Origin of the sequence: Nocardia sp. NPDC057663, assembly GCF_042799895.1 — a bacterium.
Classification (GTDB): Bacteria; Actinomycetota; Actinomycetes; order Mycobacteriales; family Mycobacteriaceae; genus Nocardia.
Window position 1 is genome coordinate 155,626 of sequence record NZ_JBHVHX010000006.1, and the last position, 24,594, is coordinate 180,219.

Below are 24,594 nucleotides of genomic sequence, written 5' to 3' on the forward strand. Positions count from 1 at the left end.
CGTCACCGGGTGAATTTCCCGAGGCCGTTCTCGTCGAAGTAGTCGAGGGTGAGCGTCCGGTTGTCGAAGATCGCCGAGGAGACGCTGCCGGGCGGTGCGTTCTCGCCGCTCAGGTCGAAGGCGAAGGTGTCGCCGTCCCAGTGCCGCAGCGGGTACCGGCGCTGGGCCGGGCCGAGGGTGAGGACCAGGGCGCCGTCGTCCTCGGAGATCGTCGCCGGGCCCCAGTACTCGTTGGCGTAGGTGCCCGCGTAGCTCGGTAGGGGCTGGGCGGCAGCCGGATTCGGCGGCGCGGACTTGCCGGACAGGTCGCCCACCGGATCGTTGATGGGGGCGATCGCGGCCTGGTAGATGCCGCGCCAGTCCTCGCGGATCTCGCCGAACTGCACCAGATCGCCGAACTCGGCGGTCAGCGCCTCCGGCACGCCGATCGGCGCGGCGTTGGTGAGGGCGACGATCGCGACGTCGGCGGACGGGATCGCCAGGAAGTTCGTGGCGGCGCCGAGCGCGAACGCGCCGGAATGGCTGTAGGCGGTCCGGCCCGCGGACGATGTCGACGCGTTGAAGCCGAACCCGTAGAAGCCCGCCCGTGCCGCAGGCGAGGACGCCGGTGCGGAGATCACCTGCGGGCTGATCGCGGGCAGCAGCGCTTCCGGCGGGGCGATGGTCGTGCCGTTCGACGAACCGTTGCCGAGCACCATCGCCAGCCAGCGGGCCATGTCGTTCACCGAGGAGCTGACCCCGCCCGCGGGAGACTGGGGATCGGGGTTGCGGACGAACTCGGCGACCCACTGGCCGTCGACGTTCACGTGGCCGACGGCGCGGTTCGGGCGCGACTGGAAGTCGACGAAGCGGGAACTGGTGGACGACATCCCGAGCGGGGTGTACAGCGTGTCGGCGCAGAGCCGGTCCCACGCGGTGCCCGCCGCGGCGGCGACGGCCTCGGCGCCTGCTGTCAGACCGAAGTTGGTGTAGTGGTAGGTGATCCGGAACGGGTCGAGGGGCTCGAGGCGGAGCTTGTCGAGGATGGTGTCCTGGTCGTAGCCGAGATCCTCCAGCCGGTCGCCCGCGTGGTCGGGCAGGCCGCTGCGGTGCGCGAACAGGTCGCCGATGGTGAGCTGGGCGGTGGTGGCCGGGTCGGCCAGCGCGAACGACGGCAGCTTCGACACCACGGGCGTTTCCCACTCGACCGTGCCCGCGCCGACCTGGTGGGCGACGACGGTGGCCGACACCGATTTCGACACCGAGGCCAGCTGGAAGACGGTGTCGGCGTCGACCTTGTCCTGACCGCCCGCCTCGCGGACACCGAAGCCCTTGGCATAGACGGTCTTTCCACCGTGTACGACGGCGACGGCCATGCCGGGGATGCGGCTGCTGTCCATCAGCGACGTCGCCAGCTCGTCGAGTTTCGCGACGGCCTTGTCGACCGCGTCGTCGGGGAGCGCGACCGCGGCGACCTGGTTCGGTGGGAGCTGTTCGGTGGTGGTGGTTGTGGTGGCGGTGTGCTCGTCGCCGGGCGATCCGCCGCAGCCGACCACGACAGCCATCGACACGACCAGCGCTGCGATTGCACCCTTGGCAGGCACCATGGGGCGACGATAGACCCGGTTGCGGTGTGATCGCGGGAACGTGGCTGGACTGTGACGGTCTGGCTACCGGGTGTTACTCACCGGTAGCCAGAGCTGCACCTTGCCGGAAAATGGGGAGCGGGCCTCGGCGAAGGGGGGGAGTTAGCCGAGGCCCGCGTAGGGTCGGCCCGGGGGGGAGGGGCCGACGTGAACGATCCTACGCGATACGAGCGGAATTCGTGTACGCGCAACGAACCAGTTTCCGAAATTTTTCGGCGACTGTGGGCGGGGTGGCCGCCCGCATGCGGTGTGGTGGGCGGCGGATCCACTGGCCGAGCACCCGGCAATTGTGTTACGGCGCGTGGAAAATGCTGGTACGCAACGTTTTACGGAAAAATGCCGGTGAACAGGTTCTCGTCGTACCGGCGGCCGTGCCCCGGAGACCAGGGGCTTGCCTTTCGCGGCACGGCCGGAAAATCAGTCCGATTCGCCGCGTGTCGCTACAGCTCGGCATGTCGAACAAATCTGTACATCGGGGAATCGGGCTCCGGCAAAACGGGGTGCGACTTGTCGGTGGGTACCGCAATACTGGGGCAACAGCGTTGAACCACGACATCAGGAGAATCATGCCCGACGCAATCGTCGCCGAGGGTCTGGTCAAACGGTACGGGCAGCTCGTCGCCCTGGACGGGCTGGATCTGTCCGTGCCCGAAGGTACCGTCACCGCACTTCTCGGCCCCAATGGCGCGGGAAAGACCACGACTGTCCGCGTTCTCACCACGTTGCTCATCCCCGACGAGGGCAGTGCCACCGTCGCGGGGATCGACGTGCTCCACAACCCACAGGCCCTGCGTTCCCGGATCGGCGCGTCCGGCCAGTACGCCGCCGTCGACGAGTACCTCACCGGATTCGAGAATCTCGAGATGGTGGGCAGGCTCTACCACCTCGGCGTGCAGCGCAGTAAGGAACGCGCGCGCGAACTGCTCGACCGTTTCCGGCTCTCCGACGCCGCCGACCGGCCGGTGAAGGGCTATTCCGGCGGCATGCGCCGACGGCTCGACCTGGCAGGTGCGCTGGTGGCCAACCCGCCGGTGCTGTTCCTGGACGAGCCGACCACCGGTCTGGACCCGCGGGCCCGGCTCGACCTGTGGGACGTCATCGAGGAACTCGTGGCAGGCGGCACCACGCTGCTGCTCACCACCCAGTACATGGACGAGGCCGATCGGCTGGCCGACTCGATCGCCGTCATCGACCACGGCAAGGTGATCGCCCGCGGCACCGCCGACGAACTCAAGGCCATCGTCGGTGGCGACCGCATCGAACTCACCGTCGCCACCGCCGATCAGCTCGGACCAGCCCAGCAGGCGCTGGCCGGACTGGCAGACGGCGAGATCCATCTCGAACCCGGCCTGCGCCGGGTCACCGTGCCGGTGGCCAACGGCTCGCAGGACCTGGTCACCGCGATCGGCCGGCTCACCGAGCAAAAGGTGCAGATCAACGACGTCGCGCTGCGCAGGCCGTCGCTCGACGACGTCTTCCTCACCCTCACCGGGCACGAGGCCGAGGAACTCGTCAACGGCGATGCCGAGGCACAGTCCGTCGGCGTCACGGAAGGACAGAAGCGATGAGTACGAGTACCGCGCTGAACAAGGCGGCGGACGTGGGAGGCCCCGGGCTCGGTGAACGGCTCTCGATGGTCGTCAGCGACAGCATCACCATCGCCAAGCGCAATGTCATCAAGATCAAGCGCGTGCCCGACGTGCTGGTCTTCACGACGCTGTCGCCGATCATGTTCGTGCTGCTGTTCGCCTACATCTTCGGCTCGGCGATCCAGATCGAGGGCGTGGCCGGCGGCTATCGCGAATTCCTGATCGCGGGCATCTTCGCGCAGACCGTGGTGTTCGGCGCCACCTTCACCGGTGCCGGCCTGGCCGAGGATATGCAGAAGGGCATCATCGACCGGTTCCGGTCCCTGCCGATGGCGCCGTCGGCGGTGCTGGTCGGCCGCACGATCAGCGACGTGGTGATCAACATCGTCAGCCTGGTCGTCATGTCGGTGACCGGCCTGGTCGTCGGCTGGCGGATCCGCGGGTCGTTCCTGGACGCGGTGCTGGCCTACGTGCTGATGTTGCTGTTCGCCTACGCGCTGTCGTGGATCATGGCGGTCGTCGGACTGATCGTGCGCGCGCCCGAGGTGTTCAACAACGCCAGCTTCATGGTGATCTTCCCGCTGACGTTCATTTCGAACGCGTTCGTGCCGTTGGAGAGCCTGCCAGGGCCGCTGCGCGTATTCGCCGAGTGGAACCCGGTATCGGCGCTCACCCAGGCCGTGCGCGACCTGTTCGGCAACACCAACCCGTTGGGTCCGCCATCAGATGCCTGGCCGATGCAGCACCCGGTGATCACCACGGTGATGTGGATCGTGGTGATCCTGATCGTGTTCGTGCCGCTGGCTCAGGTGCAGTACAAGAAGTCCGTGAGCCGCTGACGGTTCAGTGCGCGCCGGTCTCCGGGATGGGGGCCGGCGCGGAACCGTTGCGGGAGTAACCGAGGCGCGGCGGCTCGGCGGCGGGCTCGGGAAGTTGCGGACGCTTGCTGCGGGCCAGCAGGGCCAGGGCGCCTGCCCCGGCGATCGCGAGGGACGCGATGAGCGGGTTACGAAGCTTCATGCGACCACTCTACGAGACGCTCCCACCGGCTTCTGAGGCCTTGCGCCCCGCCCGTGGCACCATGATCGCGTGACCTCACCCAACCAGACTGCCGTGGCGACTCTGCACACCAACCACGGCGAGATCAAGATCGCGCTTTTCGGTAACCATGCCCCGAGGACGGTGCGCAACTTCGTCGGTCTCGCCGACGGCAGCGCCCCTTACACCACCGAGAACGCCGGTGGCACGGACGCTGGCCCGTTCTATGACGGCGCCGTCTTCCACCGGGTGATGCCGGGGTTCATGATCCAGGGCGGCGACCCGACCGGCACCGGACGCGGTGGGCCGGGCTACGAATTCGGCGACGAGTTCCACCCCGAACTGCGCTTCGACCGCGGCTACCTGCTGGCAATGGCCAATGCGGGGCCGGCTACCAATGGTTCGCAGTTCTTCATCACCGTCGGCGCCCAGCCGCACCTGAATCGCAAGCACTCCATCTTCGGTGAGGTGGTCGATCCCGATTCGCGCAAGGTCGTCGACGCGATCGCCGCGGTGAAGACCGATCGCAACGATCGCCCGGAAGAGCCGGTCGTGATCTCCTCGGTCACCATCGGCTGATCGAGCCGTCCACAGCAGAACTCCCCGCCGCGACAGTCGCGACGGGGAGTTCTCTGCTTCACGTGAAACGTTGCGGGCTCAGTCGGCCACCGAGGCGAAGCCGTTGACGACCAGCGCGTCGTAGACATCGTGCGGGTTGGTGCCGAGATCCCAGCGGCCGAAGATCAGCAGCCGCTCCGAGCCCTCGTGCTGGACGTCGATCTCGAGCATCGCCGACTTCCGGCCGAGGCGGCGGTAGGAGACCATCCGGATCCGGTCGATCCGGTCCAGCGGGTACTCCTTCGGTCCGGTGAGCGTGCCGACCACCAGGCGCGCCGCGGGTCCGGGCACCATGGTCAACCGGGGGCGCTGGCGGAAACCGAGCACGGCCATCCCCAGGACGGCGACCGCGGCCAGGCCGACGAGCAGCCTGCTCGGCCCGTCCTGGGCCAGCACGCCGGCCACGACCAGGATCAGACCGCCGCCGGACACCGCGACGAGACCGGCGGTGGGAGTTGTCCACGAGGTGCTGCCGGTGGAATCCACAGCGTTCACGCGGCTTCGTCCCCCATTGCTCCTCGAGTTGTCCACAGCTTCATCCACAGGTGTGCATGAATAACACCGGTGTAATCCGGTGCGTACCGGCAGGTCAGCGCCATCGCATGGTCATGATCAGGCCGATGACCATCAGGCCGAACCCGATCAGGAAGTTCCAGGCATTGAGATCGTTCATCCAGCTGATCTGCTCGGCAGCCAGGTAGTACACCAGCAGCCAGACGAGGCCTGCCAGCATGAAGCCAAGCATGATCGCGACGTACCAAGCCGGCGACGGGCCCGCCTTCACCTTCACCGGGGTGCGGCTGGCGGGGCTCGGGGTGTAGTCGGCCTTCTTGCGGACCTTGGACTTGGGCATGACGTCCTCGAATTCGGAATACAGGTAACTCCTAGGCTATCCCACCAGGTAATGGATGCGACGACCTACGGGGTCGGCACGTACCCTCGACGCATGCGTGTATTGGTCGTCGACAACTACGACAGCTTCGTATTCAACCTGGTGCAGTACCTCGGCCAGCTTGGTGCCGACGCCGTGGTCTGGCGCAACGACGACCAGCGCCTCGCCGACCTGGACACCCTGCTCACCCGTGGCGACGAGGGCGGGACCTTCGACGGCGTGCTCGTCAGCCCCGGGCCGGGCAGCCCCGACCGGGCCGGCGCGAGCATCCCGCTGGTGCACGCGGCGGCGCGGCACCGGATGCCGTTGCTCGGCGTGTGCCTCGGGCACCAGGCGATCGGCGAGGCGTTCGGCGGGACCGTGGACCGGGCGCCGGAGCTGCTGCACGGCAAGACCAGTCAGGTGTTCCACCTCGGGTCCGGCGTGCTGGCCGGCCTGCCCGACCCGTTCACCGCGACCCGCTACCACTCGCTCACCGTCCTCCCCGAGACGATCCCGGACGAGCTGGAAGTCGTCGGCCACACCGAGAGCGGGATCGTGATGGCCATGCGCCACCGCACCCTGCCGATCCACGGTGTGCAGTTCCATCCCGAGTCGGTACTCACCCAGGGCGGGCACCGGATGCTGGCCAACTGGCTCGAGGTGTGTGGGCAGCGCCCCGCCGAGGCCCTGGTTTCAGCGCTCGAAGCGGAGGTCGCCGCGCTGGTGACCCAGTGAGGCCCTGGGTTCTGCTGTCGGTGGCGGTGAGCCTGGATGGCTACATCGACGATGCGAGCGCCCAGCGGCTGCTGCTGTCCAACAGCGCGGACTTCGACCGGGTCGATCAGGTGCGCGCCGAGTCCGACGCGATCCTGATCGGCGCGCAGACGCTGCGCGCCGACAATCCCCGGTTGCTGGTCAACAGCGCCGAGCGCCGGGCCGATCGGGTGTCGGCGGGCAAGCCGGAGTATCCGGTCAAGGTCACCGTCACCGCCTCGGGCGACCTCGATCCCGAGCTGCGTTTCTGGCACACCGGCGGCGACAAGGTCGTCTACACCTCCGATGCGGGCGCGGCGACACTGGGCGACCGGCTGGCGGGCCTGGCCGAAGTCGTCGCCCTCGGCCCCGAACTCGCCTTGTCCGCGCTGCTCGACGATCTCGGCGAGCGCGGTATCCACAGGTTGATGGTCGAGGGCGGCACCGGGATGCACACCGGGTTCCTCGCCGCCGACCTGGTCGACGAGATCCGGCTCGCGATCGCGCCGATCCTGGTCGGCGACCCCGCCGCGCCGCGGTTCGTCGGCCCGGCCCAGTTCCCCGGCGGTGCCCAACGCCGGTTGCGTTTGGCGGGTGTGGAACAACTTGGGGATGTCGCTGTGCTGAAGTACCTGGTCGGCCCCGCGGACGAGCCTCTTCGCTAACCGGCCCTGTGTTCGAAATCATGTGCCCGACCTGGGGAAATATCACTGTCCACAGTTTGTCGAACGAATCGCTGCACACCTGAACATGACCGACTCCACATCATGCGACAGTTGTGGATAACTCCCGACCAGCAGGGGAATTCGATGAGCGCACACAGTGCCGAGAGCACCGACCACCGATTCATGCACAGGGCGATCGACCTGGCCAGGAACTGTCCGCCCAGCACAACGGCCTACTCGGTGGGCGCGGTGATCGTCGCCGACGGGGTGGAGATCGCGACCGGCTGGTCGCGCGAGACCGACGAGAAGGTACACGCGGAGGAATCGGCGCTGAACAAGCTCGACCCCGACGATCCACGGCTGACCAGGGCGACGATCTACAGCACGCTCGAACCGTGCTCGACCCGCGCCACGGCGAGCCGACCGCCGTGCACCGACCGGATCCTGGCCGCCGGTATCCCGACCGTCGTCATCGCCTGGCGCGAGCCGAGCCTGTTCGTCGCCGCCTGCGAAGGTGTGGACAAACTCCGCAAGCACGGCGTGCGCGTGGTCGAGCTCACCGACCTGGCCGAGGAGGCCATGTCGATGAACACTCACCTCGATCTGAGCTGAGGCTCAGGGCCGCCCGTAGATGGCGGTCACGAACTCGCCGAGCTGGTTGTCGTCGAGGTGCCTGGCCAGATCGGCCTCGCTGATCATGCCGACCAGCCGTTTGTTGTCGATCACCGGCATCCGCTTGACCCGATGACTTTCCATCTGGTCGAGCACGTCTTCCACATCCGCGTCCGCGCTGACCCAGCGCGGGGTCGACTCGCACAGTTCGGCCGCGGTCGTCGTTTCGGGGGACAGACCGAGCGCGATGCACTTCACGACGATGTCGCGATCGGTGATGATGCCGCACATGCGCTCGTCGTCATCGGCGACGACGAGCGATCCGACGCCGAGATCGGCCATCGCCGTCGCCGCGGTCGATACGGTGTCGCCGCGGGTGATCCACTGTGCACCGGGCTTCATGATGTCCCTGGCCGTGGTCATAGGGCTACCTCCTCGTTCAGCGTTGCTGTTGGGATGAAGCAGCCTCATTCTGCGCCCGCCGCGCCGCGGCAGGTAGGTTCTCCATGCAATCGAGACCTCAGCGCGGGAGCGGCGAAGCACCCACCTGCAGCACGACGTTGCTGGTCATGGTGACCGAGGATCCCGCCGCCGGACTCTGGCCCACGACCTTGCCGGACGTACTGCCGTCCAGCGTGATCACCGTGGTCTGGCTGAGCTGACCCGTCCAGCCGCTCGCGCGCAGCTGTTCCTGCGCCTGGGTCGGGGTGAGCCCGCTCAGATCGGGGACGATGATCCGGTCACCGGCCGAGACCTGCACGGTGATGGTCGACCCCTTCTCCGCGTTGCTGCCGCCCGCCGGGTTGGTGGAGAGCACCTGACCCCGCGGCGCGGTCGACTTCACCTCCTGGATCTCGACCTTGAAGCCCGCGCTGTCGGTCAGGTTCGGCTGGGCGACGGCGATGTCCTGGCCGATCACCGTCGGCACCCTGACCTGCTCCGGCCCCGAACCGATGGTGATGACGATCGGCTGATCGATGTCGACCCGGACGCCCGCGCTCGGCTCCTGCGAGATCACCTTGTCGGTTTCGGCGGTGCTCGACGCCTTGCGCGCCACATTCGGGTTCAGCTGCAGCCCGATCGAATTCAGCTTCTGCTCGGCCTCGGCCTGCGTGAGTCCCGCCAGCCGCGGCACCTGGACCTGCGACGGACCGGTCGAGACCTGCAGGGTGACGGTGCTGCCCTCGTCGATTCGGGAACCGCCGAGCGGCTGGGTCGCGATGACATTGCCCGGTGTCACCTTGCCGTCCGGCTTCTGCAGCACGGCGACGTGGAACCCGGCGTTCTGCAGCGCGGTCTGCGCCTGCTGGGAGGGCTGGCCCGACACATCGGGTACGGCGACCTGGTCCGGCTGACTACCCGGCCCGACCAGCACCCAGAACAACCCGAAGGCCACCGCGAGCGCGGCGGCGACGCCGAGCGCGATCAGGCCGGTGCGGTTGCGGCCCTCGGCGGGCGGTGCGATAGCGGCCTGCTCGGAGGTGTCGTCGCGGCGATCACGGAACGTCCGTGGGGCGGGTTCGTCGTCGTAATCCATGATGGTGGTGCGATCTTCGTCGTTCATCACCATCGGCGCGATCGGCTTCTGCCCGCCGAGCACCCGGATCAGGTCGGCGCGCATCTCCGCGGCTGTCTGGTACCGGTTGGCCGGGTTCTTGGCCATCGCCTTGAGGATCACCGAATCCAGTTCGCGCGGCACGCCGGGATTGACCGACGACGGCAGCGGCGGATCCTCCTTGACATGCTGATACGCGACCGCGACCGGCGAGTCGCCGGTGAACGGCGGCTGCCCGGTGAGGATCTCGAACAGCACACAGCCGACCGAGTACACATCGGAGCGGGCGTCGACGGTCTCGCCGCGCGCCTGTTCCGGCGAGAGGTACTGGGCGGTGCCGATCACCGCGGCGGTCTGGGTCATCGGGTTGGAGCTGTCGGCGATCGCGCGGGCGATGCCGAAGTCCATCACCTTCACCGCACCGGCGCGGTTGATCATGATGTTGGCCGGCTTCATGTCGCGGTGCACGATTCCGGCCTTATGGCTGAAATCGAGCGCGGCGCACACGTCGGCCACGACTTCCATCGCCTTGCGCGGCGCCAGCGGGCCCTTGCCGCGGACGATGTCGCGCAGGGTGTCGCCCTCGACGTACTCCATCACGATGTAGGGCAGCGGCCCGCCGTCGACGGTGGCCTCGCCGGTGTCGTACACCGCGACGATGGCCGGATGATTCAGCGCGGCCGCGTTCTGCGCCTCCCGCTTGAACCGCAGGTAGAACGTGGGATCGCGGGCCAGATCGGCCCGCAGCACCTTGATCGCGACGTCACGTGAGAGCCGCACGTCGCGTGCCTTGTGCACCTCCGACATGCCGCCGAACCCGATGATCTCGCCCAGCTCGTACCGCGAGGAGAGATTCTTCGGGGTGTTCATGGTTGTCCTTGTGGCGGAGTGTTGTCGACGGTGATCTTCGGGCCCATCGCGTTCGGGGCGTCGGGGAACGGCAGGTCGAGCGTGGGCAGCCGCGGACGCCCGTTGACCGTCGTCGTACCCTCCGCCGGCTTGGTGGTGGTCGGCTTGGTGGGCTTGGCCGTGGTCGTCGGCGCGGGCTTGGACGTGGTGGTCTGCGGCTGCGTCGTCGTCACCGGGGGTTCCGTCGTGGTGGGCAGCGGCTCCTCGGTGGTGGTCGTCGGGCGCGGCGGCTGCGTCGTCACCGGCGCCTCGCTGGGCGGCACGATCGGCGGCGGCAGCGACTTGGTGGTCACCGGCGGGGGCAGCGGCTTGGTGGTTTGCACGGTGGTGGTCGTGGTGCCGGTGTCGCGATTCGGCTCACCGCCGAACAGCAGCCACAGCACACCGCCACCGAGCACCAGCGCGCCGATGCCGAGCGCGATCAGCCACTTCTGGTTGTTGTTCCTGGTCTCGGGCGTGACGGCAGCGGGAGCCGCGGCCTGCGTCGCCGGACCGGTGTAACCGCCACCGGGCGTGATCGGCTGCGGCGGCTGGTGGCCGAAGCGCATGGTCGCGCCGTCGTAGTCCGCCGCGGCTGCCGGGATCACCGTCGTCGGGCCGGGCGGCAGCACGCGGGTGGCCCCGGTCATCGACGGGCCGATGCCGGCGGGCGGCGGAGGCATGTGACCGGCGCGCACCGCCGCGACCGCGTCGGCGAACTCGCCGCCGCTGCTGTAGCGCTGGGTCGGGTCCTTGGCCATCGTGATCGCGATCAGCTCGTGCACGTTGGCAGGCAGATCGGCGGGCATCGGCGGCGGCGCGTCGCGCACGTGCTTCATCGCGACGGTGATGGCACCGTCACCGGTGAACGGGCGCACGCCCGCCAGCGCTTCGTAGCCGACGATGCCGAGGGAGTACACGTCGCTGGCCGCGGTGGCGTCCTCGCCGACGGCCTGCTCGGGCGCGATGTACTGGGCGGTGCCCATCACCATGCCGGTCTTGGTCACCGGCGAGGCGTCGACCGCCTTGGCGATGCCGAAGTCGGTGATCTTCACCTGGCCGGTCGGGGTCACCAGGATGTTTCCCGGCTTCACGTCGCGGTGCACGACGCCGGCGGCGTGCGCGACCTCGAGTGCGCGACCGGTCTGCTCGAGCATGTCCAGACCCTGGACGACCGAGAGCCTGCCCATCCGGTTCAGCACCGCGTTGAGCGGTTCGCCCTGCACGAGCTCCATCACCAGGTAGGCGGTCTCGCCGCCGGACGGATCGGTGGTCTCGCCGTAGTCGTAGATGCCGGCGATCCCGGGGTGGTTGAGCTGCGCGGTGGTGCGCGCCTCGGTCCGGAACCGCTGACGGAACGTCGGGTCGGCGGAGAACTCGGTCTTGAGGACCTTGACCGCGACCCGCCGGTCGAGGCGGGTGTCCATCGCTTCCCACACCTGACCCATACCGCCGGTGGCGATGAGCCGCTGCAGGCGGTAGCGGTCGGCGATCATGGCGCCGTTGTTCAGCATCGGGGCCCCCGTGTTGTCACTCGCACACTCATTTCGTTCAGCCCCCTGCCAGGCCGGCGTCCAGCACCGACCTGGCGATCGGAGCGGCCACCGAACCACCGGTGGCCGCCAGCGCCCGGTCGCCGCCGTTCTCGACGATCACCGCGATGGCGATCTTCGGGTTCTGCGCGGGCGCGAACGCCATATACCACGCATGCGGCGGGGTGTTACGCGGATTGCTGCCATGTTCGGCTGTTCCGGTCTTGGACGCGATCTGGTACGGGGACCGGCCACCGCCCGCGGTATTGCTCTCCGAGGCGACCATCAGATTCGTCAGGGTCGACGCTACCTGGGGACTCACGGCTTGTCCGACCGAGACCGCCTTGGTCTTGCTGAGCTCGGACAGGTCCGGTGCCTGGGTCTGGTCGACCAGGTACGGCTGCATCCTGGTCCCGCCGTTCGCGATGGTGGCGGCGACCACCGCGACGTCGAGCGGGGTGACCGCGACATCGCGCTGACCGATGCTCGACTGGCCGAGGGCGGCGTTATCGGGGATCGGTCCCACGGTCGACTCGGCGACCGGAATCGGCACCCCACGGTGCGGGCCGATGCCGAACGCGGCGGCCTCGTCCTTGAGCGCGCTCGCGCCGACCTTCACGCCGAGTTCGACGAACGCGGTGTTGCAGGAGCGCCGGAACGCCTCGTAGAGGCTGGCGGTCGGCCCGTCACCGCAGGTGCTGCCGTTGTAGTTCTCCAGCGTGGTGCTGGTGCCGGGCAGGGTGATGGTGGGCGCCGCGGTGAACTGGTCGTCGGGACCGGCGACGCCGTTGGAGAGCGCGGCCGCGGTCACGATGGTCTTGAAGGTCGAGCCGGGCGGGTAGGTCTGCGAGACGGCGCGGTTGAGCATCGGCTGGCTCGGATCGGTGCTGAGCCGTTCCCATGCCGCCCGGCCCGCGGCGCCGTCGTGGCCCGACAGCTCGTTGGGGTCGTAGCTGGGGGTCGACACCATCGTCAGGATCTTGCCGGTGCTCGGCTCGATCGCGACCACGGCGCCGGTGTAGCCCTTCGAGGTCATCTGCTCGTAGGCGACCTGCTGCATCATCGGGTTGAGCGTGGTCAGCACATTGGCGCCGCGCGGGTCACGCCCGGCGAACATGTCGATGAGACGGCGGCCGAACAGGCTCGAGTCGTTGCCCGACAGCAGCGGATCCGCGGCCAGCTCGAGGCCGGTCTTGCCGTACTGCATCGAGTAGAAGCCGGTGACCGGCGCGTAAGCCGGTGGGATGCTCGGGTATTGGCGCAGGTACTTGTACCGGTCGTCGGTGGCGACCGAGCTCGCGAGCACGGTGCCGCCCGCGGAGATCTGCCCGCGCTGGCGCGCGTACTCGTCGAGCAGCACGCGCGAGTTGCGCGGGTCGCTGCGCAGATCGTCGGCCTTGATCACCTGCAGGTAGGTCGCGTTCACGAGCAACGCGACCACCATCACCATCACGGCGACGGCGACGCGACGTAGCGGAGTGTTCATTCGCTCGCCCTGCCTTCCGACCTGCGGAACATCTCGGTCGGCGCCTCGGCGATCGGCGCCGGGCCGCGCTTGCGCGCCGGTGCGGGCGCGCGGGCGGCATCGGAGATCTTGATCAGCAGCCCGAGCAGCGCGTAGTTCGCCAGCAGCGACGAACCGCCGTAGGAGATGAACGGCGTGGTCAGGCCGGTGAGCGGGATCAGCTTGGTGACACCGCCGACGACGACGAACACCTGGATCGCGATGGTGAACGACAGGCCGGCCGCGAGCAGCTTGCCGAAGCTGTCGCGCACGGCCAGCGCGGTCCGCAGCCCACGCACGATGAAGATCAGGAACAGCATCAGCACCGCGGTGAGCCCGATCAGGCCGAGCTCCTCACCGATGGTGGTGACGATGAAGTCGGTCTTGGCGAAGGGCACCTGGTTGGGCCGTCCGCTGCCGAGCCCGGTGCCCGCCAGCCCGCCGGTCGCGAAACCGAACAGCGATTGCGAGATCTGATACCCGGTGTTGTGGTAGTCGTCGAACGGGTGCAGCCAGGTGTCCACGCGCACCCGCACGTGCCCGAAAAGCTGGTAGGCGAAGACGAATCCGAGCGCGAGCAGGCCGCCGCCGATGACCAGCCAGCCCACGCGCTCGGTGGCGATGTAGATCATCACCAGCACCGTGCCGAAGATGAGCAGCGAAGTGCCGAGGTCCTTTTCGAGGACGAGCACGCCGATGCAGACGACCCAGACGATCAGGATCGGGCCCATGTCACGCGGCCGCGGAAACTCCATGCCGAGGAAGTGCTTGCCCGCCGCGGTGAACAGATCGCGCTTGGCCACGAGCACGCCCGCGAAGAACACGATCAGCAGGATCTTGGCGAATTCGCCCGGCTGCACACTGAATCCGGGCAGCCGGATCCAGATCTTGGCGCCGTTGACTTCGGAGAACCGGCTGGGCAGCAGTGCCGGAATCGCCAGCGCGACCAGGCCGACCAGGCCTAGGGTGTAGGTGTAGCGCGCGAGCGTGCGGTAGTCCCGCAAGACGATGAGCAGGGTGATGAACACCACGATGCCCAGGCCGGTCCACATGATCTGCTGGTTGGCGTCGGGGGAGGGGATCGGGCTCGAGTCGTACACGGCCTTTTGCGCGTCCGCGAGGTCGAGCCGGTGGATCAGCACCAGGCCCAAACCGTTGAGCAGCGCGATGATCGGTAGCAGCAGTGGGTCGGCGAACGGCGCGAACCGCCGCACGGCCAGATGCGCGACACCGAACAGCGCGAGGAACGCCAGACCGTACTTGGCGATGTCCCAGGTGACCGACTGTTCCTGGCTCGCCTCGACGATGAACAACGACACCGTCGTGATCCCCGCCGCCCCCGCCAGCAGCAGCAACTCCTGGTTGCGTCGCGTCGACGGGGGTGGTGCTGGCGCGAATCCGCCAGGGGGGCTGGGGAAAGCCCCAGCCGACGGCGGTGCCGGTGCGGACATCAGTCCGTCACCCGGCAGTTCTCCCCTGAGATCTGCGGAGTTGTCGTGGGGACGGTCGTCGTGGGCGGGGCAGGGGGCGTCGTGGTCGGCGTCGCGGGCTGATCAGGGCCGGGGGTCGGTGCGCCACCGGGGAGCACCGGCGGCTGCTCGGTGGGCAGCACGCCGGGCTGCGGCACCGATTCCTTCTTCGGGCAGGGCGGCAGCAGTTCGTTGCGCGCCAGCATCTTCATGCTGTCGCGCGCCTTGTCCAGCGAGTCCGGCGGCAGGCCCTTCTGGACCTGGTCGCGGCCGGTCTGCTTGAGGTCGCTGACCATCAGCTTCTTGCAGCCGGTCGGCGCCGCCGTGCCCGCCTCGACGAGGGTCAGCTCGCCCTTGTTGTTGACGCAGCCGGTGAGCTCGACATCGTGGATCGAGTAGCCGAGGATCGAGCCGGGCAGCCCGCGCATCACGACCACCCCGTCGTTGTCGGCGCCCACGTAGTAGTTGCTGCGAATCATCTTGTAGCCGACCACGAGTCCGACCACGACCGCGGCGATCAGTGCCAGCGAGAGCAGCAGCCAGCGCAGCTTGTGCGACTTGGGCTCCGGCGGCGGCGGTGCGGTGGCGGCCCGGCGCGGTTGCGCGCGCGGCGGGCGCATCGCGGCGGCCCGGCCCGCGGCGGTGTTCGGCGGCGGGGTGTCTTCCTCGTCCTCGGTGGAGGCGGCGCCCGCGACGATCGGGTGGCTCTGGCCGTAGTCGAGATCGATCACGTCGGCGACGACGACGGTGACGTTGTCGGGCCCACCGCTGCGCAGCGCCAGCTCGATGAGCCGGTCGGCGCACTCGTCGGTGTTGCCCTCGCGCATGGTGTTGCCGATGGTCTCGTCGCTCACCACGTCCGAAAGGCCGTCGGAGCACAGCAGATACCGGTCACCGGCGCGGGCTTCGCGCATGATCAGCGTCGGCTCGATCTCGTTGCCGGTGAGGGCGCGCATGATGAGCGAGCGCTGCGGATGGGTGTGCGCCTGCTCGGGCGTGATCCGGCCCTCGTCGACCAGCGACTGCACGAACGTGTCGTCGCGGGTGATCTGGGCGAGTTCGCCGTCGCGCAGCAGGTACGCGCGCGAGTCGCCGATGTGCACCATGCCGAGCTTGCCGCCGGCGAACAGGATGGCGGTGAGCGTGGTGCCCATGCCGTCGAGTTCGGGTTCGGCCTCGACATGGTCGGCGATGGCCGCGTTGCCGGAACGCGTTGCGCGGTCGAGCTTGCCGAGGATGTCCTGGCCGGGCTCGTCGTCGTCCAGATGCGCCAGCGCGGCGATCATCAACTGGGAGGCAACTTCTCCGGCGGCGTGGCCACCCATGCCGTCGGCGAGGGCCAGCAGGCGTGCGCCCGCGTAGACCGAATCCTCGTTGTTGCCTCGGACGAGGCCCCGGTCGCTTCGCGCGGTATAGCGCAGAACAAGTGTCACGATCGCAGCTCGATCACAGTTTTGCCGACTCGCACCGGAGTGCCGAGCGGAACACGGACGGCGGTGGTGACTTTCGCGCGGTCTAGATAAGTGCCGTTGGTGGAGCCGAGGTCTTCCACGTACCAGTCGTCACCACGCTGAGAAAGTCGCGCGTGCCTGGTCGAGGCATAGTCGTCGGTGAGTACCAGCGTCGAATCGTCGGCGCGGCCGATGAGGACCGGCTGCGTGCCGAGGGTGATTCGAGTGCCGGCGAGTGAACCATGAGTCACCACTAGATACTTGGCGCCCTTCTGGCCTCGGCTGAAGGAAGGCAGCACCGTGGAACCGCGTGCGGCCCTGGGCTGTATCCGAATGCCGGATGCCGCGTAGATATCGCTGCGCAAGGTCCGCAGGACGGCCCAGACGAACAACCAGAGCAGCAGCAGGAACCCCGCGCGGGTCAATTGCAGGATCAATCCCTGCACGGCGTTCCACCTCCTGTTCGCCCGGGTACGTCGGTACGGCAGGTGCGGGGCGAACCACCCCCACCAGCGTGCTGGCTTGCGGGCCCCGAGGTCGGGGCCGTGCGTGTGATGGCAGCATCATAGGGCCGACAGCGTCGACTCGTGACGTGCACCGCGCAGCTTACGGGATCAGACGATCCGGATCAGGATCTCGGAATGTCCGGCCCGGATGACGTCGCCGTCGGCGAGCTGCCAATCCTGCACGGGCGAGCCGTTGACCAGGGTTCCGTTGGTGGAACCCAGATCCGAGAGCATCGCGGTCTGACCGTCCCAGCGCACCTCGATGTGGCGGCGCGACACACCGGTGTCGGGCAGCCGGAAGTGTGCGTCCTGGCCGCGGCCGATGATGTTGCTGCCCTCGCGGAGCTGGTAGGTGCGGCCGCTGCCGTCGTCTAGTTGCAGCGTGGCCGAGTAGCTGGACTGCGCGGCGCCGTACCCGGCACCGGCGGCCTGGCCGTAGCCCTGCTGGGCGCCGTAGCCGCCCTGCTGGCCGTAGCCCGCCTGCTCCGGCTCGGCGTAGCCCTGCTCGGCGTAACCGGGCTGGGCGCCGTAGCCGCCCTGCTGCCCGTAACCGGGTTCGGCGTAGCCCTGCTGGCCGTAGCCGCCCTGCTGGTCGTAGCCGGGTTCGGCGTAGCCCTGCTGTCCGTAGCCGGCCTGCTGTCCGTAGCCCTGCTGCTGCTCGGCGTAGCCCTGCTGGCCGTAGCCACCCTGCTGGTCGTAACCGGGTTCGCCGTAGCCGGGCTGGGCGCCGTAGCCGCCCTGCTGGCTGTAGGCCTGCTGTCCGTAGCCGCCCTGCTGGTCGTAGCCCTGCTCGCCATAACCGGGCTGGGCGCCGTAGCCGCCCTGCTGCCCGTAGCCGGGCTGTGCGCCGCCCTGCTGGTCGTACCCGTTCTGGTATTCGCCACCCTGCTGGCCGTACGCGGCATCGCCGTAGCCGGGCTGGGCACTGTAGCCGCCCTGCTGGCCGTACTCGTCGGGGTAGGCGCCGGGAGTGGCACCACGTCCGGCGGGCGGCGGAGCGTACCCGCGGTTGCGTGGATCGGACTCCGCGGGCTCTCGGCTCGGCTCGTAGCCTGAGTTGTGCGTCATGGGGCCAGCTCCTGGTTGCGGGTGTGCGGGTCGTTGTGGCGGTTCCGGGCGAGGTGGGGCGGTCCCGCGACCGGCGTCGGGGTCGACGCGGCCGCTCGCTCTGAACATTCCGGTGTGCAGCGTAGGTGATGCCTCGAACGACACGTGTACTTCGCCGTAGGTCTGCCAGCCCTGCTCGCGGATGTAATCCTGCAGATGTTTGGCGAACGCCTTGGTCGTGAGGTCGTGATCGGCGTCGAGCTTTCCGTGATCGGATTCGTTGATCGTGATCACGTAACTGTTCGGCGCGAGCTTGTGCCCGCCGCCGAGATCCTGCACCTGATCTGCGGCTTCGCGCTGCAGCGCGGCCTCCACCTCCTGGGGAACGACGCTGCCGCCGAACACCCTCGCGAACACGTCACCGACGGCGCCCTGCAGGCGACGCTCGAATCTCGACACGATGCCCATCACAGCCCTCCCTTCGGTGCGCGTGTCCGACCAGGTCGACACGCTGGTTACGGCGTGTCCGGACCCGACCACGTTCCTTGCATGATATCCACGATCCTCCAACCCTGTAACTCCCGGCGAAGCGCGCCGGTTCCCGAGCCGAATTCGCTCACATCATCGCAGGTCAGAGACCCGATTTTATTTTCGGCCGCGGGGCATGTTAGATTTTTCCAGTCGCTCGGGCGAGTGGCGGAATGGCAGACGCGCTGGCTTCAGGTGCCAGTGTCCGTAAGGACGTGGGGGTTCAAGTCCCCCTTCGCCCACAAAGACTAGAGGCTCGATCCATCCGGATCGGGCCTCTAGTCGTTTCTGCGGTCGACCAGGCGGACGAGCGCCCGGCGCAGGTCGGGGCGCGGGGTGGTCGCGTCGAGTTCCTGGAGCGCGGTTTCGGCGATCGCGGCGACCAGCAGGACCGCGATGGGGTCCGGGTCGGGCCAGCCGATGGCGATGAGGTCGGTGGTGAGGAGGGCGGCGGCGGTGGCGTTGCGGGCTGCTACTTCGGTGCCGAGGCCGGCGTCGGTGCGCGCCTGTACTAGAAGGCCTTTTGTCGCGGGGTCGGCGAGACAGCCGTCGAGGTAGGCGGTAATGCCCGCGGTGAGGCGGGACTCGCCGGGCGGGAGGTCGGCGACCGCGGCGGACACCAGGTCGTCGAGGTGATCGTGGAAGGCACGGTGCAGGGCGACGAAGTAGGCCTCGCGGCTCGGCCAGTGTTGATAGAAGCTGCCCTTCGCCATCTTCGCCTGCGCGGCGATCGCGTTGACCGACAGCTTGGTCAGGTCCTCGGTGGACAGCAGGGTGCGGCCTGCCTCCAGCAGCGCGCGCCGTCCTGGCTCGGCGGATCTCATGGTCGCATTCCAGCACGGGCCGTCAGGAAATCCCGCACCGTCTCGAGGAACAGCCCGGGGGCCTCGGCGAACGGCTCGTGCCGGGTGGAGATGACCTTCACCTCCGCGTGCGGCAGTGCTGCGGCGACGCCGCGGCGGTTCATGAGCCACGGATTCGACGGGTCGTTGCGACCCCACACCACCTGAACCGGCACACCGGGCAGCAGCGGTCCGCCCGTGGGCAGATCGAATCGCGGATCGTCGAAGCTGCGCCAGAGACTGCGATAGACGGCGAGACGAATCGGATCGCCGGGTATCGCCCGTGCCCGGTCGAAGATGGCGCGCACGCCGCCGCGATCGAGCGGACCCAGATACATCCGCGCGTTCGGCACGACGAACCGGCGGGCGACGACAGGGCTCGCGACAATGCGGAAGAACGTCCTGGTCAACATATTTCGCGGCGCGAACCCCGCCGGCTGCACGAGCACGAGCCCACGCACCCGATCCGGCGCGCGCTCGGCCAACCGCACGGCGGCATACCCACCCGCGCTGTTACCTATCACCGTGAACGCGCCGAATCCGTACCGGGACAACACATCGACGACCCGAACAGTCACCTCGACGAGCGCATCGATGGTGATCAGCTCCGGATCGCGGACGGTCGACGCGCCGTATCCGGGCCAGTCGATCGCGGCGATCGCCCAGTCGGGCGTCAGCGCGGGCACGATCTCGTCGAAGTCGCGATGGTCACCCGGATTCGCGTGCAGCAGCACCAATCCCGGCGCCTCGTCCGGCGACCGGCCGCGCAGGTGAACCGCGATGTCACCGAAGGGAGTCGGGACGGTCAGCTTCTCGGGAAGTCCCATGCATCGACGCTAGCCATGACCGACCGGTCGGTCAAGCCTCGGGACGGCCGAGAGCGCCGATCGTTGTGCGAGGGAGATCAGCCTCTGCGGGCGATCAGCAGATGATGCGGAACGGGCGGGTTCGGCAGCGTGCGCTGCTCGACGGTCAGGCCTGCGCCGGACAGCGCCGCGACGATGTCGGCGACCGGACGCAAGGTGAATCCATAAGGGGTGAACGGTATCTTGGCCATCACCTCGGGGTCGCCGATACCGATCACCGCGGTACCGCCGGGGCGCAGGACGCGGGCCAGTTCGGCGCAGGCGGCGGGCAGGTCGTCGAGAAAGTAGATGGTGTTGACGGTGATCGCCGCGTCCAGACTCGCGTCGGGCAGCGGCAGCGCGGCCAGCGTGCCGTCGGCCAGGATGAGGCGATCGGCGGCGACGGGCATGGCGAAAGCGGAGCGGGCGCGCGCGAGCATGTCGGCGGAGGGTTCGACGCCGTGCACCACACCGTCGGGACCGACCCGGTCGAGCAGCAGCGCCAACCCGACGCCACCACCGAATCCGATATCGGCGACTGTCGCGCCCGAGCTCGGCGCCGCCGCGTCGACCGCGGCCGCGATGGCACGCTTATTGCTGCGATTGAGGACGAACGCCACACCCTTACCGAGCATTCCGTGCGGATTACCGAGCTGATCGGCGATGGACGTGAGCAGGCGATCCTTGACCCCGGGCATGCGGCAATCGTAGGCGTTCAGGATTTCCTGCAAGGCACTGTGACCTAGGTCATCCGCATCGGCTGATGCGCCGGCGGCCGGGGTCCGGAAGGTGCCGGTGAGGCGAAGATCACACCGTGTGGTACGGGCTGCATTCCGGGTGTTCTGCTTGCCGATTTCGCGTCGTTCGGCGGACGGTTCGCAACCGGTTGTTCGGCCCATTGAAGGCCTCGTGACAGGTGCTTGGGCTCGATTGCTAGGTGCTGATCTTGTTTGCAGCGTTGTAAACAAACTTGGAGTCTCTTTTAAAGCGTTTCAAGTGCGGCAAATCGATATTCCGTTGCCAAATCCCCAGGTAGTCGGCTATGCGAGCCATCTCGAGCAGCGTCGGGCAACCAGCGGGAACATTCCCACCCGACCGCGCCGGCGGTCGGGTGGATCGTTGTCGAAGGTTTGCCGCGGGTGAATTTCCGGTGACGGCGAGCACCCGCCGAGACTGCCGCCGGAAGTTAGCTGTGTCGGTGAAAATCGGTGGATCGACAGATGTTTGCTGGTTCGCAATCAGTACGCCCGACCTGCGCGTTGGGGGTTGCATGGGCATAACGATTGTGTACAGTTGACGGTAACGCTGGCCGCAGCTCGAGCCCGACTCGCTGCGGCCAGCGGAACTCAAATGGGGGAGTTCGACACCATCTCGTAACCTCGCGTAGCTGCCGATTGTCCGGAGCTGTTTCCGCAGGGGTGTGCTCGGAGTTTCCTAACTCGCAAATGCACGTGCATCTGCGCGTTCACGCCCGGTTCAGTGTCTTTGGCGCAGACAACCATCGATCTGCCGGGTCCGGCAGGGCCGCGGGCGCGGCGGCCGCGGCGTCCTGCTCGTCGGCCACCCGCCGGCCGAGACCGAAAACGTAGAAGAGGAACAACGCTTCGGCGCCGAACCCGAAGGCGATCCGCACCGGGGCGGGCAGCGGACTCGGGGTCACGAAACCTTCGATCAGACCGCACACCAGCAGCACAGCGACCAGTCCGAGCGCCACCGTCGCGGTCACCCTGCCCTGCCTGGCCACCGCGGCCGCCCTGCTGCGCCGTCCCGGATCGACGAGCGTCCAGCCCAGTTTCAGTCCCACCCCGCCCGCGACGAACAGCGCCGTCAGCTCCAGCGTGCCGTGCGGCAGGATGAATCCGAAGAACGACTCCAGCCGTCCCGCGTCGGACATCAATCCACCGGTTATCCCCAGATTCAGCGCATTCATGAACAGCGCATACACAGCGGGCAGGATCAGCACACCGGTGAACAGGGCGATCGCCGACACCCACGAGTTGTGTGTCCACACCTGTGCGGCGAAGGCCTCGTTCGGGTGCTCCGAGTAGTAGGTCTCGAATGCGCCACCCGGTCCGGTGATGATCGACGTATCACCCTCGGGTATCCCCAGTGCTTTTCGCGCCGCCGCCGAGTTGTCCACAAGGACAGCGATCACGGCGGAGACGGCGAGGAAGACCGCGGTCACCCCCACCCACCACGGCCAGGCGCGATACACCGCCGCGGGAAAATGCCGCGTGAAGAACCGGCCGACTTCGCGCCACGGCTGCGACCGCGCGGCCAGCACCCGTCCCCTGGCCCTGGCGAGCAGGGCACTGAGCCCGGCCACCAGCTCCGGATCGGGGTGGTGGCCCTGCAGCTTCGCCAGCTGCTGCGAGGCGGCCCGGTACAGCCGGACCAGTTCGTCGGCCTCGGCCCCGGAGAGTTTGCGCTGGCGGACCAGCTGATCCAACCGATACCACGACCGTTGATGCGCCCAGCTGTAGGCATCGGTGTCCATATCGGGAATGCTAGCCACATGGCCGAATTCACCACCGGCGAAGCGGTGGCGCTCGAACTCCCGATCGCGCGCATACCCAGCCGTGCGGGCGCCTTTCTGCTCGACCTGGTCATCCAGCTGTCGCTGGCGGCCACCCTCGCCTACGCCGGGCTGATGCTGTTGCTCGCGGCCGATGCCGATTCGGCGTGGTGGAGCGTCACCGCCGTCGTCACGCTGGTGACCGTGCTGGTCGCCTATCCGGTGACCAGCGAAACCGTCTCGCGCGGGCGTTCACTGGGGAAGCTGGCGTTCGGGCTGCGCGTCGTGCGCGCCGATGCGGGGCCGATCGACTTCCGGCACGCGCTCACCCGCGGGCTGGCCGGGGCGATTGTGGATTTCTGGATGCTCGGCGCGTTCGGCGCGATCGCGGTGATCAGCTCGCTGTGCTCGCGCGACGGCAAGCGGGTGGGTGACGTGCTCGCCGGGACCGTGGTTGTGCACACCCGGCAGAGCCTGCCGATGCCTGCGCTCGCCGTCGCGCCGCCGTGGCTGACCGGCTGGGCGGCACAACTCGATCCGAGCGGGATGTCCGACGAGCTGGCCGGGGCGGTCCGTCAGTATCTGACCAGGTTGCGCACGTTGACACCGGCCGCGCAGCACCATCTCGGCACTCAGCTCGTGGTGGCGGTGTGCGCCGCCGTGCAGCGCCCGGTACCCACCGAATATCCGCCGTACCACGTCCTCGGTGCGGTTCTGGCTCGGCGGCAGCAGCTTTCGCGCGGCTGAGCCTTGTGGATGAAATCGTCCTGTGCACAACATGTTGGCGAGACGGTGGATGGACTGTGAGTGGCGGTGGACAACTTCGGTTGTCCACAACTCACAGTGATCCGGACTGCTTCAATTCCAGGTATTCGTCGGCCAGTGCCTCGGGCAACCGGTCCGGTGCGGCGGCAACCACCTGCACCCCACGTCGACGCAGTGATTCCTGCACCAGAGCCCGCTCGGCCAGCACTGTTTCGGCCGCCGCCGCGGTGTAGACGGCGTCCGCGGTGGACCGATCACGGGCGGCCGCGGCGATATCGGGGTCGGTGACCGAGACGATCAACACCCGGTGCCGCCGGGTGAGCGTGGGCAACGCGGGCAGCAGATGCTCGGTGACCGTCGGACCGTCCAGGCTGGTGAACCAGACGATGAGTGCCCGCCTGCGCACCCGGGAGATCACGGTCCGGACCAGGCCGGTGGTGTCGGTATCCACAAGCTGTGGCGTCACGCCGGCGAGGGTGTGCATAAGTTTGAGGGGGAGCTGATGTCCGCTCGCACCGGTCGCCTCGGCGCGCACTCGGCGGTCGTAGGCCAGTAGATCCACGGTGTCGCCCGCGGCCGCGGCCAGACCACCGAGCAGCAGCGCCGCTTCGATCGAGGAATCCAGTCGCGTTCCCGCACCGACCCGTCCCGCGCTCGCCCGCCCGGTGTCGAGCACCATCAGCACGTGCCGGTTGCGTTCCGGCCGCCAGGTGCGCACGAGGACGTCGGCGGCCCGGGCGGTGGCCCGCCAGTCGATGCTGCGGACATCGTCGCCCGCCACGTACTCGCGGAACGAATCGAACTCGGTGCCCTGCCCGCGCGTGTTCGCGACATTGCGGCCCTCGAGATGATGCAGCCGCTTCACCTTCGACCGCAGCAGCCGTTCGCTGCGGAACGGGGGCAGCGCGCGGACCCTGGCGGGCACGTCGACGCGCGTCTGCCGACCGGCCAGCCCGAGCGGGCCGAGCAGCCGCACCGTCACCGGGCCCGCGACCCGGTCGCCGCGGTAGGTAGGGGTGAGGCTGGTGCGCAACCGGATCCGGGTGCGCGGCGCCAGCGCGAGGTGATGGGTGCGGTGATCGGCGCGGGCGCTGTCGGGCCAGGCGTCCCACAGCATGCCGCGCACCGTGGCGGTGCCGGTGTTGGTCACCACGAGTTCGATCTCGGTGCCCCGGCCCAGCCGCACGACGGTCAGCGGGTCGCGGGTCAGGGTGAGCGAGTCGGCCCGCGCGGTGAGCGCGACATCGAAAAGTCCGACTGCCAGCAGTGTGACGCACGCGCCGAGCACGCCGACCCATGACGGCGCGAGAAACATCACCAGCGCCGCCGCGATCGTGGCGAGCAGCGCGAACCGGCCTGTGACGACCACGCCG

General features: G+C 68.4%; 24 protein-coding genes and 1 tRNA gene. 8 read left to right on the top strand and 17 right to left on the bottom strand.

Going from position 1 to position 24,594, the window contains the following annotated elements:
* Positions 1-2: 2 nt before the first annotated feature.
* Positions 3-1,586, bottom strand: coding sequence for a serine hydrolase (locus ACFVAV_RS16280; protein ID WP_379035640.1), 1,584 nt, complete (start codon positions 1,584-1,586; stop codon positions 3-5).
* Positions 1,587-2,191: 605 nt separating this feature from the next.
* Here ACFVAV_RS16280 and ACFVAV_RS16285 point away from each other — a divergent pair.
* Both ACFVAV_RS16285 and ACFVAV_RS16290 read left to right on the top strand, forming a co-directional pair.
* Complete coding sequence (locus tag ACFVAV_RS16285; RefSeq protein ID WP_379035642.1) at positions 2,192-3,193, top strand: ATP-binding cassette domain-containing protein; 1,002 nt, start codon at positions 2,192-2,194, stop codon at positions 3,191-3,193.
* A gap of 65 nt (positions 3,194-3,258) precedes the next feature.
* Positions 3,259-4,053, top strand: a complete 795-nt coding sequence (locus ACFVAV_RS16290) for an ABC transporter permease (protein WP_379035943.1) — start codon at positions 3,259-3,261, stop codon at positions 4,051-4,053.
* Between the two features lie 4 nt (positions 4,054-4,057).
* Here the strand turns inward: ACFVAV_RS16290 and ACFVAV_RS16295 are convergent, their stop codons facing one another.
* Positions 4,058-4,234: a hypothetical protein gene (locus ACFVAV_RS16295; protein ID WP_379035644.1), complete on the bottom strand. Its 177-nt coding sequence runs from the start codon at positions 4,232-4,234 to the stop codon at positions 4,058-4,060.
* Between the two features lie 69 nt (positions 4,235-4,303).
* Here ACFVAV_RS16295 and ACFVAV_RS16300 point away from each other — a divergent pair, with 69 nt between their 5' ends.
* Positions 4,304-4,831, top strand: coding sequence for a peptidylprolyl isomerase (locus tag ACFVAV_RS16300; protein ID WP_379035646.1), 528 nt, complete (start codon positions 4,304-4,306; stop codon positions 4,829-4,831).
* A 78-nt stretch (positions 4,832-4,909) separates the two neighbouring features.
* On the opposite strand, the gene ACFVAV_RS16305 is transcribed toward ACFVAV_RS16300, so the two are convergent.
* Complete coding sequence (locus tag ACFVAV_RS16305; RefSeq protein ID WP_379035648.1) at positions 4,910-5,365, bottom strand: PH domain-containing protein; 456 nt, start codon at positions 5,363-5,365, stop codon at positions 4,910-4,912.
* Positions 5,366-5,459: 94 nt separating this feature from the next.
* The gene (crgA, locus tag ACFVAV_RS16310) at positions 5,460-5,723 is read right to left on the bottom strand and encodes a cell division protein CrgA (RefSeq protein WP_110037961.1); all 264 of its coding nucleotides are present in this window, start codon (positions 5,721-5,723) and stop codon (positions 5,460-5,462) included.
* Between the two features lie 93 nt (positions 5,724-5,816).
* Between crgA and ACFVAV_RS16315 the strand changes: the two genes are divergently transcribed.
* From ACFVAV_RS16315 to ACFVAV_RS16325, 3 genes are all read left to right on the top strand, one after another.
* The gene (locus ACFVAV_RS16315; protein WP_379035652.1) at positions 5,817-6,479 is read left to right on the top strand and encodes an aminodeoxychorismate/anthranilate synthase component II; all 663 of its coding nucleotides are present in this window, start codon (positions 5,817-5,819) and stop codon (positions 6,477-6,479) included.
* Positions 6,476-7,162, top strand: coding sequence for a RibD family protein (locus ACFVAV_RS16320; protein ID WP_379035654.1), 687 nt, complete (start codon positions 6,476-6,478; stop codon positions 7,160-7,162). Before ACFVAV_RS16315 ends, ACFVAV_RS16320 begins: the two co-directional genes overlap by 4 nt.
* Positions 7,163-7,306: 144 nt before the next feature.
* Positions 7,307-7,774, top strand: a complete 468-nt coding sequence (locus ACFVAV_RS16325; RefSeq protein ID WP_379035655.1) for a deaminase — start codon at positions 7,307-7,309, stop codon at positions 7,772-7,774.
* A gap of 3 nt (positions 7,775-7,777) precedes the next feature.
* Here ACFVAV_RS16325 and ACFVAV_RS16330 read toward each other — a convergent pair whose 3' ends face one another.
* The 8 genes from ACFVAV_RS16330 to ACFVAV_RS16365 all read right to left on the bottom strand — a co-directional run bounded on the left by ACFVAV_RS16330 (position 7,778) and on the right by ACFVAV_RS16365 (position 18,194).
* Positions 7,778-8,197 carry a CBS domain-containing protein gene (locus tag ACFVAV_RS16330; RefSeq protein ID WP_189031810.1) on the bottom strand — a complete coding sequence of 140 codons (420 nt, stop codon included), beginning with the start codon at positions 8,195-8,197 and terminating at the stop codon, positions 7,778-7,780.
* Between the two features lie 97 nt (positions 8,198-8,294).
* Positions 8,295-10,199, bottom strand: a complete 1,905-nt coding sequence (gene pknB / locus ACFVAV_RS16335; RefSeq protein ID WP_379035657.1) for a Stk1 family PASTA domain-containing Ser/Thr kinase — start codon at positions 10,197-10,199, stop codon at positions 8,295-8,297.
* Positions 10,196-11,731: a protein kinase gene (locus tag ACFVAV_RS16340; RefSeq protein WP_379035659.1), complete on the bottom strand. Its 1,536-nt coding sequence runs from the start codon at positions 11,729-11,731 to the stop codon at positions 10,196-10,198. The genes pknB and ACFVAV_RS16340 overlap by 4 nt, the downstream gene beginning before the upstream one ends.
* A gap of 37 nt (positions 11,732-11,768) precedes the next feature.
* Positions 11,769-13,235 (bottom strand): peptidoglycan D,D-transpeptidase FtsI family protein, encoded by a 1,467-nt coding sequence (locus tag ACFVAV_RS16345; protein ID WP_379035661.1) that lies wholly within the window; start codon positions 13,233-13,235, stop codon positions 11,769-11,771.
* Positions 13,232-14,704 (bottom strand): FtsW/RodA/SpoVE family cell cycle protein, encoded by a 1,473-nt coding sequence (locus ACFVAV_RS16350; protein ID WP_379035663.1) that lies wholly within the window; start codon positions 14,702-14,704, stop codon positions 13,232-13,234. Before ACFVAV_RS16350 ends, ACFVAV_RS16345 begins: the two co-directional genes overlap by 4 nt.
* The gene (locus tag ACFVAV_RS16355; protein WP_379035665.1) at positions 14,704-16,155 is read right to left on the bottom strand and encodes a PP2C family protein-serine/threonine phosphatase; all 1,452 of its coding nucleotides are present in this window, start codon (positions 16,153-16,155) and stop codon (positions 14,704-14,706) included. The genes ACFVAV_RS16350 and ACFVAV_RS16355 overlap by 1 nt, the downstream gene beginning before the upstream one ends.
* Positions 16,152-16,619 carry an FHA domain-containing protein gene (locus ACFVAV_RS16360; RefSeq protein ID WP_110037970.1) on the bottom strand — a complete coding sequence of 156 codons (468 nt, stop codon included), beginning with the start codon at positions 16,617-16,619 and terminating at the stop codon, positions 16,152-16,154. Before ACFVAV_RS16360 ends, ACFVAV_RS16355 begins: the two co-directional genes overlap by 4 nt.
* Positions 16,620-16,787: 168 nt before the next feature.
* Entirely contained in the window at positions 16,788-18,194 is a 1,407-nt protein-coding gene (locus ACFVAV_RS16365) for a DUF3662 and FHA domain-containing protein (protein WP_379035667.1), read from the bottom strand.
* 219 nt (positions 18,195-18,413) lie between these two features.
* Here ACFVAV_RS16365 and ACFVAV_RS16370 point away from each other — a divergent pair.
* A tRNA-Leu gene (locus ACFVAV_RS16370) sits at positions 18,414-18,496 on the top strand.
* Positions 18,497-18,532: 36 nt separating this feature from the next.
* On the opposite strand, the gene ACFVAV_RS16375 is transcribed toward ACFVAV_RS16370, so the two are convergent.
* From ACFVAV_RS16375 to ACFVAV_RS16390, 4 genes are all read right to left on the bottom strand, one after another.
* Positions 18,533-19,078, bottom strand: a complete 546-nt coding sequence (locus ACFVAV_RS16375; RefSeq protein ID WP_379035669.1) for a TetR/AcrR family transcriptional regulator — start codon at positions 19,076-19,078, stop codon at positions 18,533-18,535.
* Positions 19,075-19,923 carry an alpha/beta fold hydrolase gene (locus ACFVAV_RS16380; protein ID WP_379035671.1) on the bottom strand — a complete coding sequence of 283 codons (849 nt, stop codon included), beginning with the start codon at positions 19,921-19,923 and terminating at the stop codon, positions 19,075-19,077. Before ACFVAV_RS16380 ends, ACFVAV_RS16375 begins: the two co-directional genes overlap by 4 nt.
* Before the next feature lie 77 nt (positions 19,924-20,000).
* A complete protein-coding gene (locus ACFVAV_RS16385) occupies positions 20,001-20,639 on the bottom strand; it encodes a methyltransferase domain-containing protein (RefSeq protein ID WP_379035673.1) in 639 nt (212 codons plus the stop codon).
* 767 nt (positions 20,640-21,406) lie between these two features.
* Entirely contained in the window at positions 21,407-22,438 is a 1,032-nt protein-coding gene (locus ACFVAV_RS16390) for a stage II sporulation protein M (RefSeq protein WP_379035675.1), read from the bottom strand.
* An 18-nt stretch (positions 22,439-22,456) separates the two neighbouring features.
* Here ACFVAV_RS16390 and ACFVAV_RS16395 point away from each other — a divergent pair, with 18 nt between their 5' ends.
* Positions 22,457-23,203 carry an RDD family protein gene (locus tag ACFVAV_RS16395; protein ID WP_379035677.1) on the top strand — a complete coding sequence of 249 codons (747 nt, stop codon included), beginning with the start codon at positions 22,457-22,459 and terminating at the stop codon, positions 23,201-23,203.
* Between the two features lie 91 nt (positions 23,204-23,294).
* On the opposite strand, the gene ACFVAV_RS16400 is transcribed toward ACFVAV_RS16395, so the two are convergent.
* Positions 23,295-24,590 carry a DUF58 domain-containing protein gene (locus ACFVAV_RS16400; RefSeq protein WP_379035679.1) on the bottom strand — a complete coding sequence of 432 codons (1,296 nt, stop codon included), beginning with the start codon at positions 24,588-24,590 and terminating at the stop codon, positions 23,295-23,297.
* Positions 24,591-24,594: the final 4 nt, after the last annotated feature.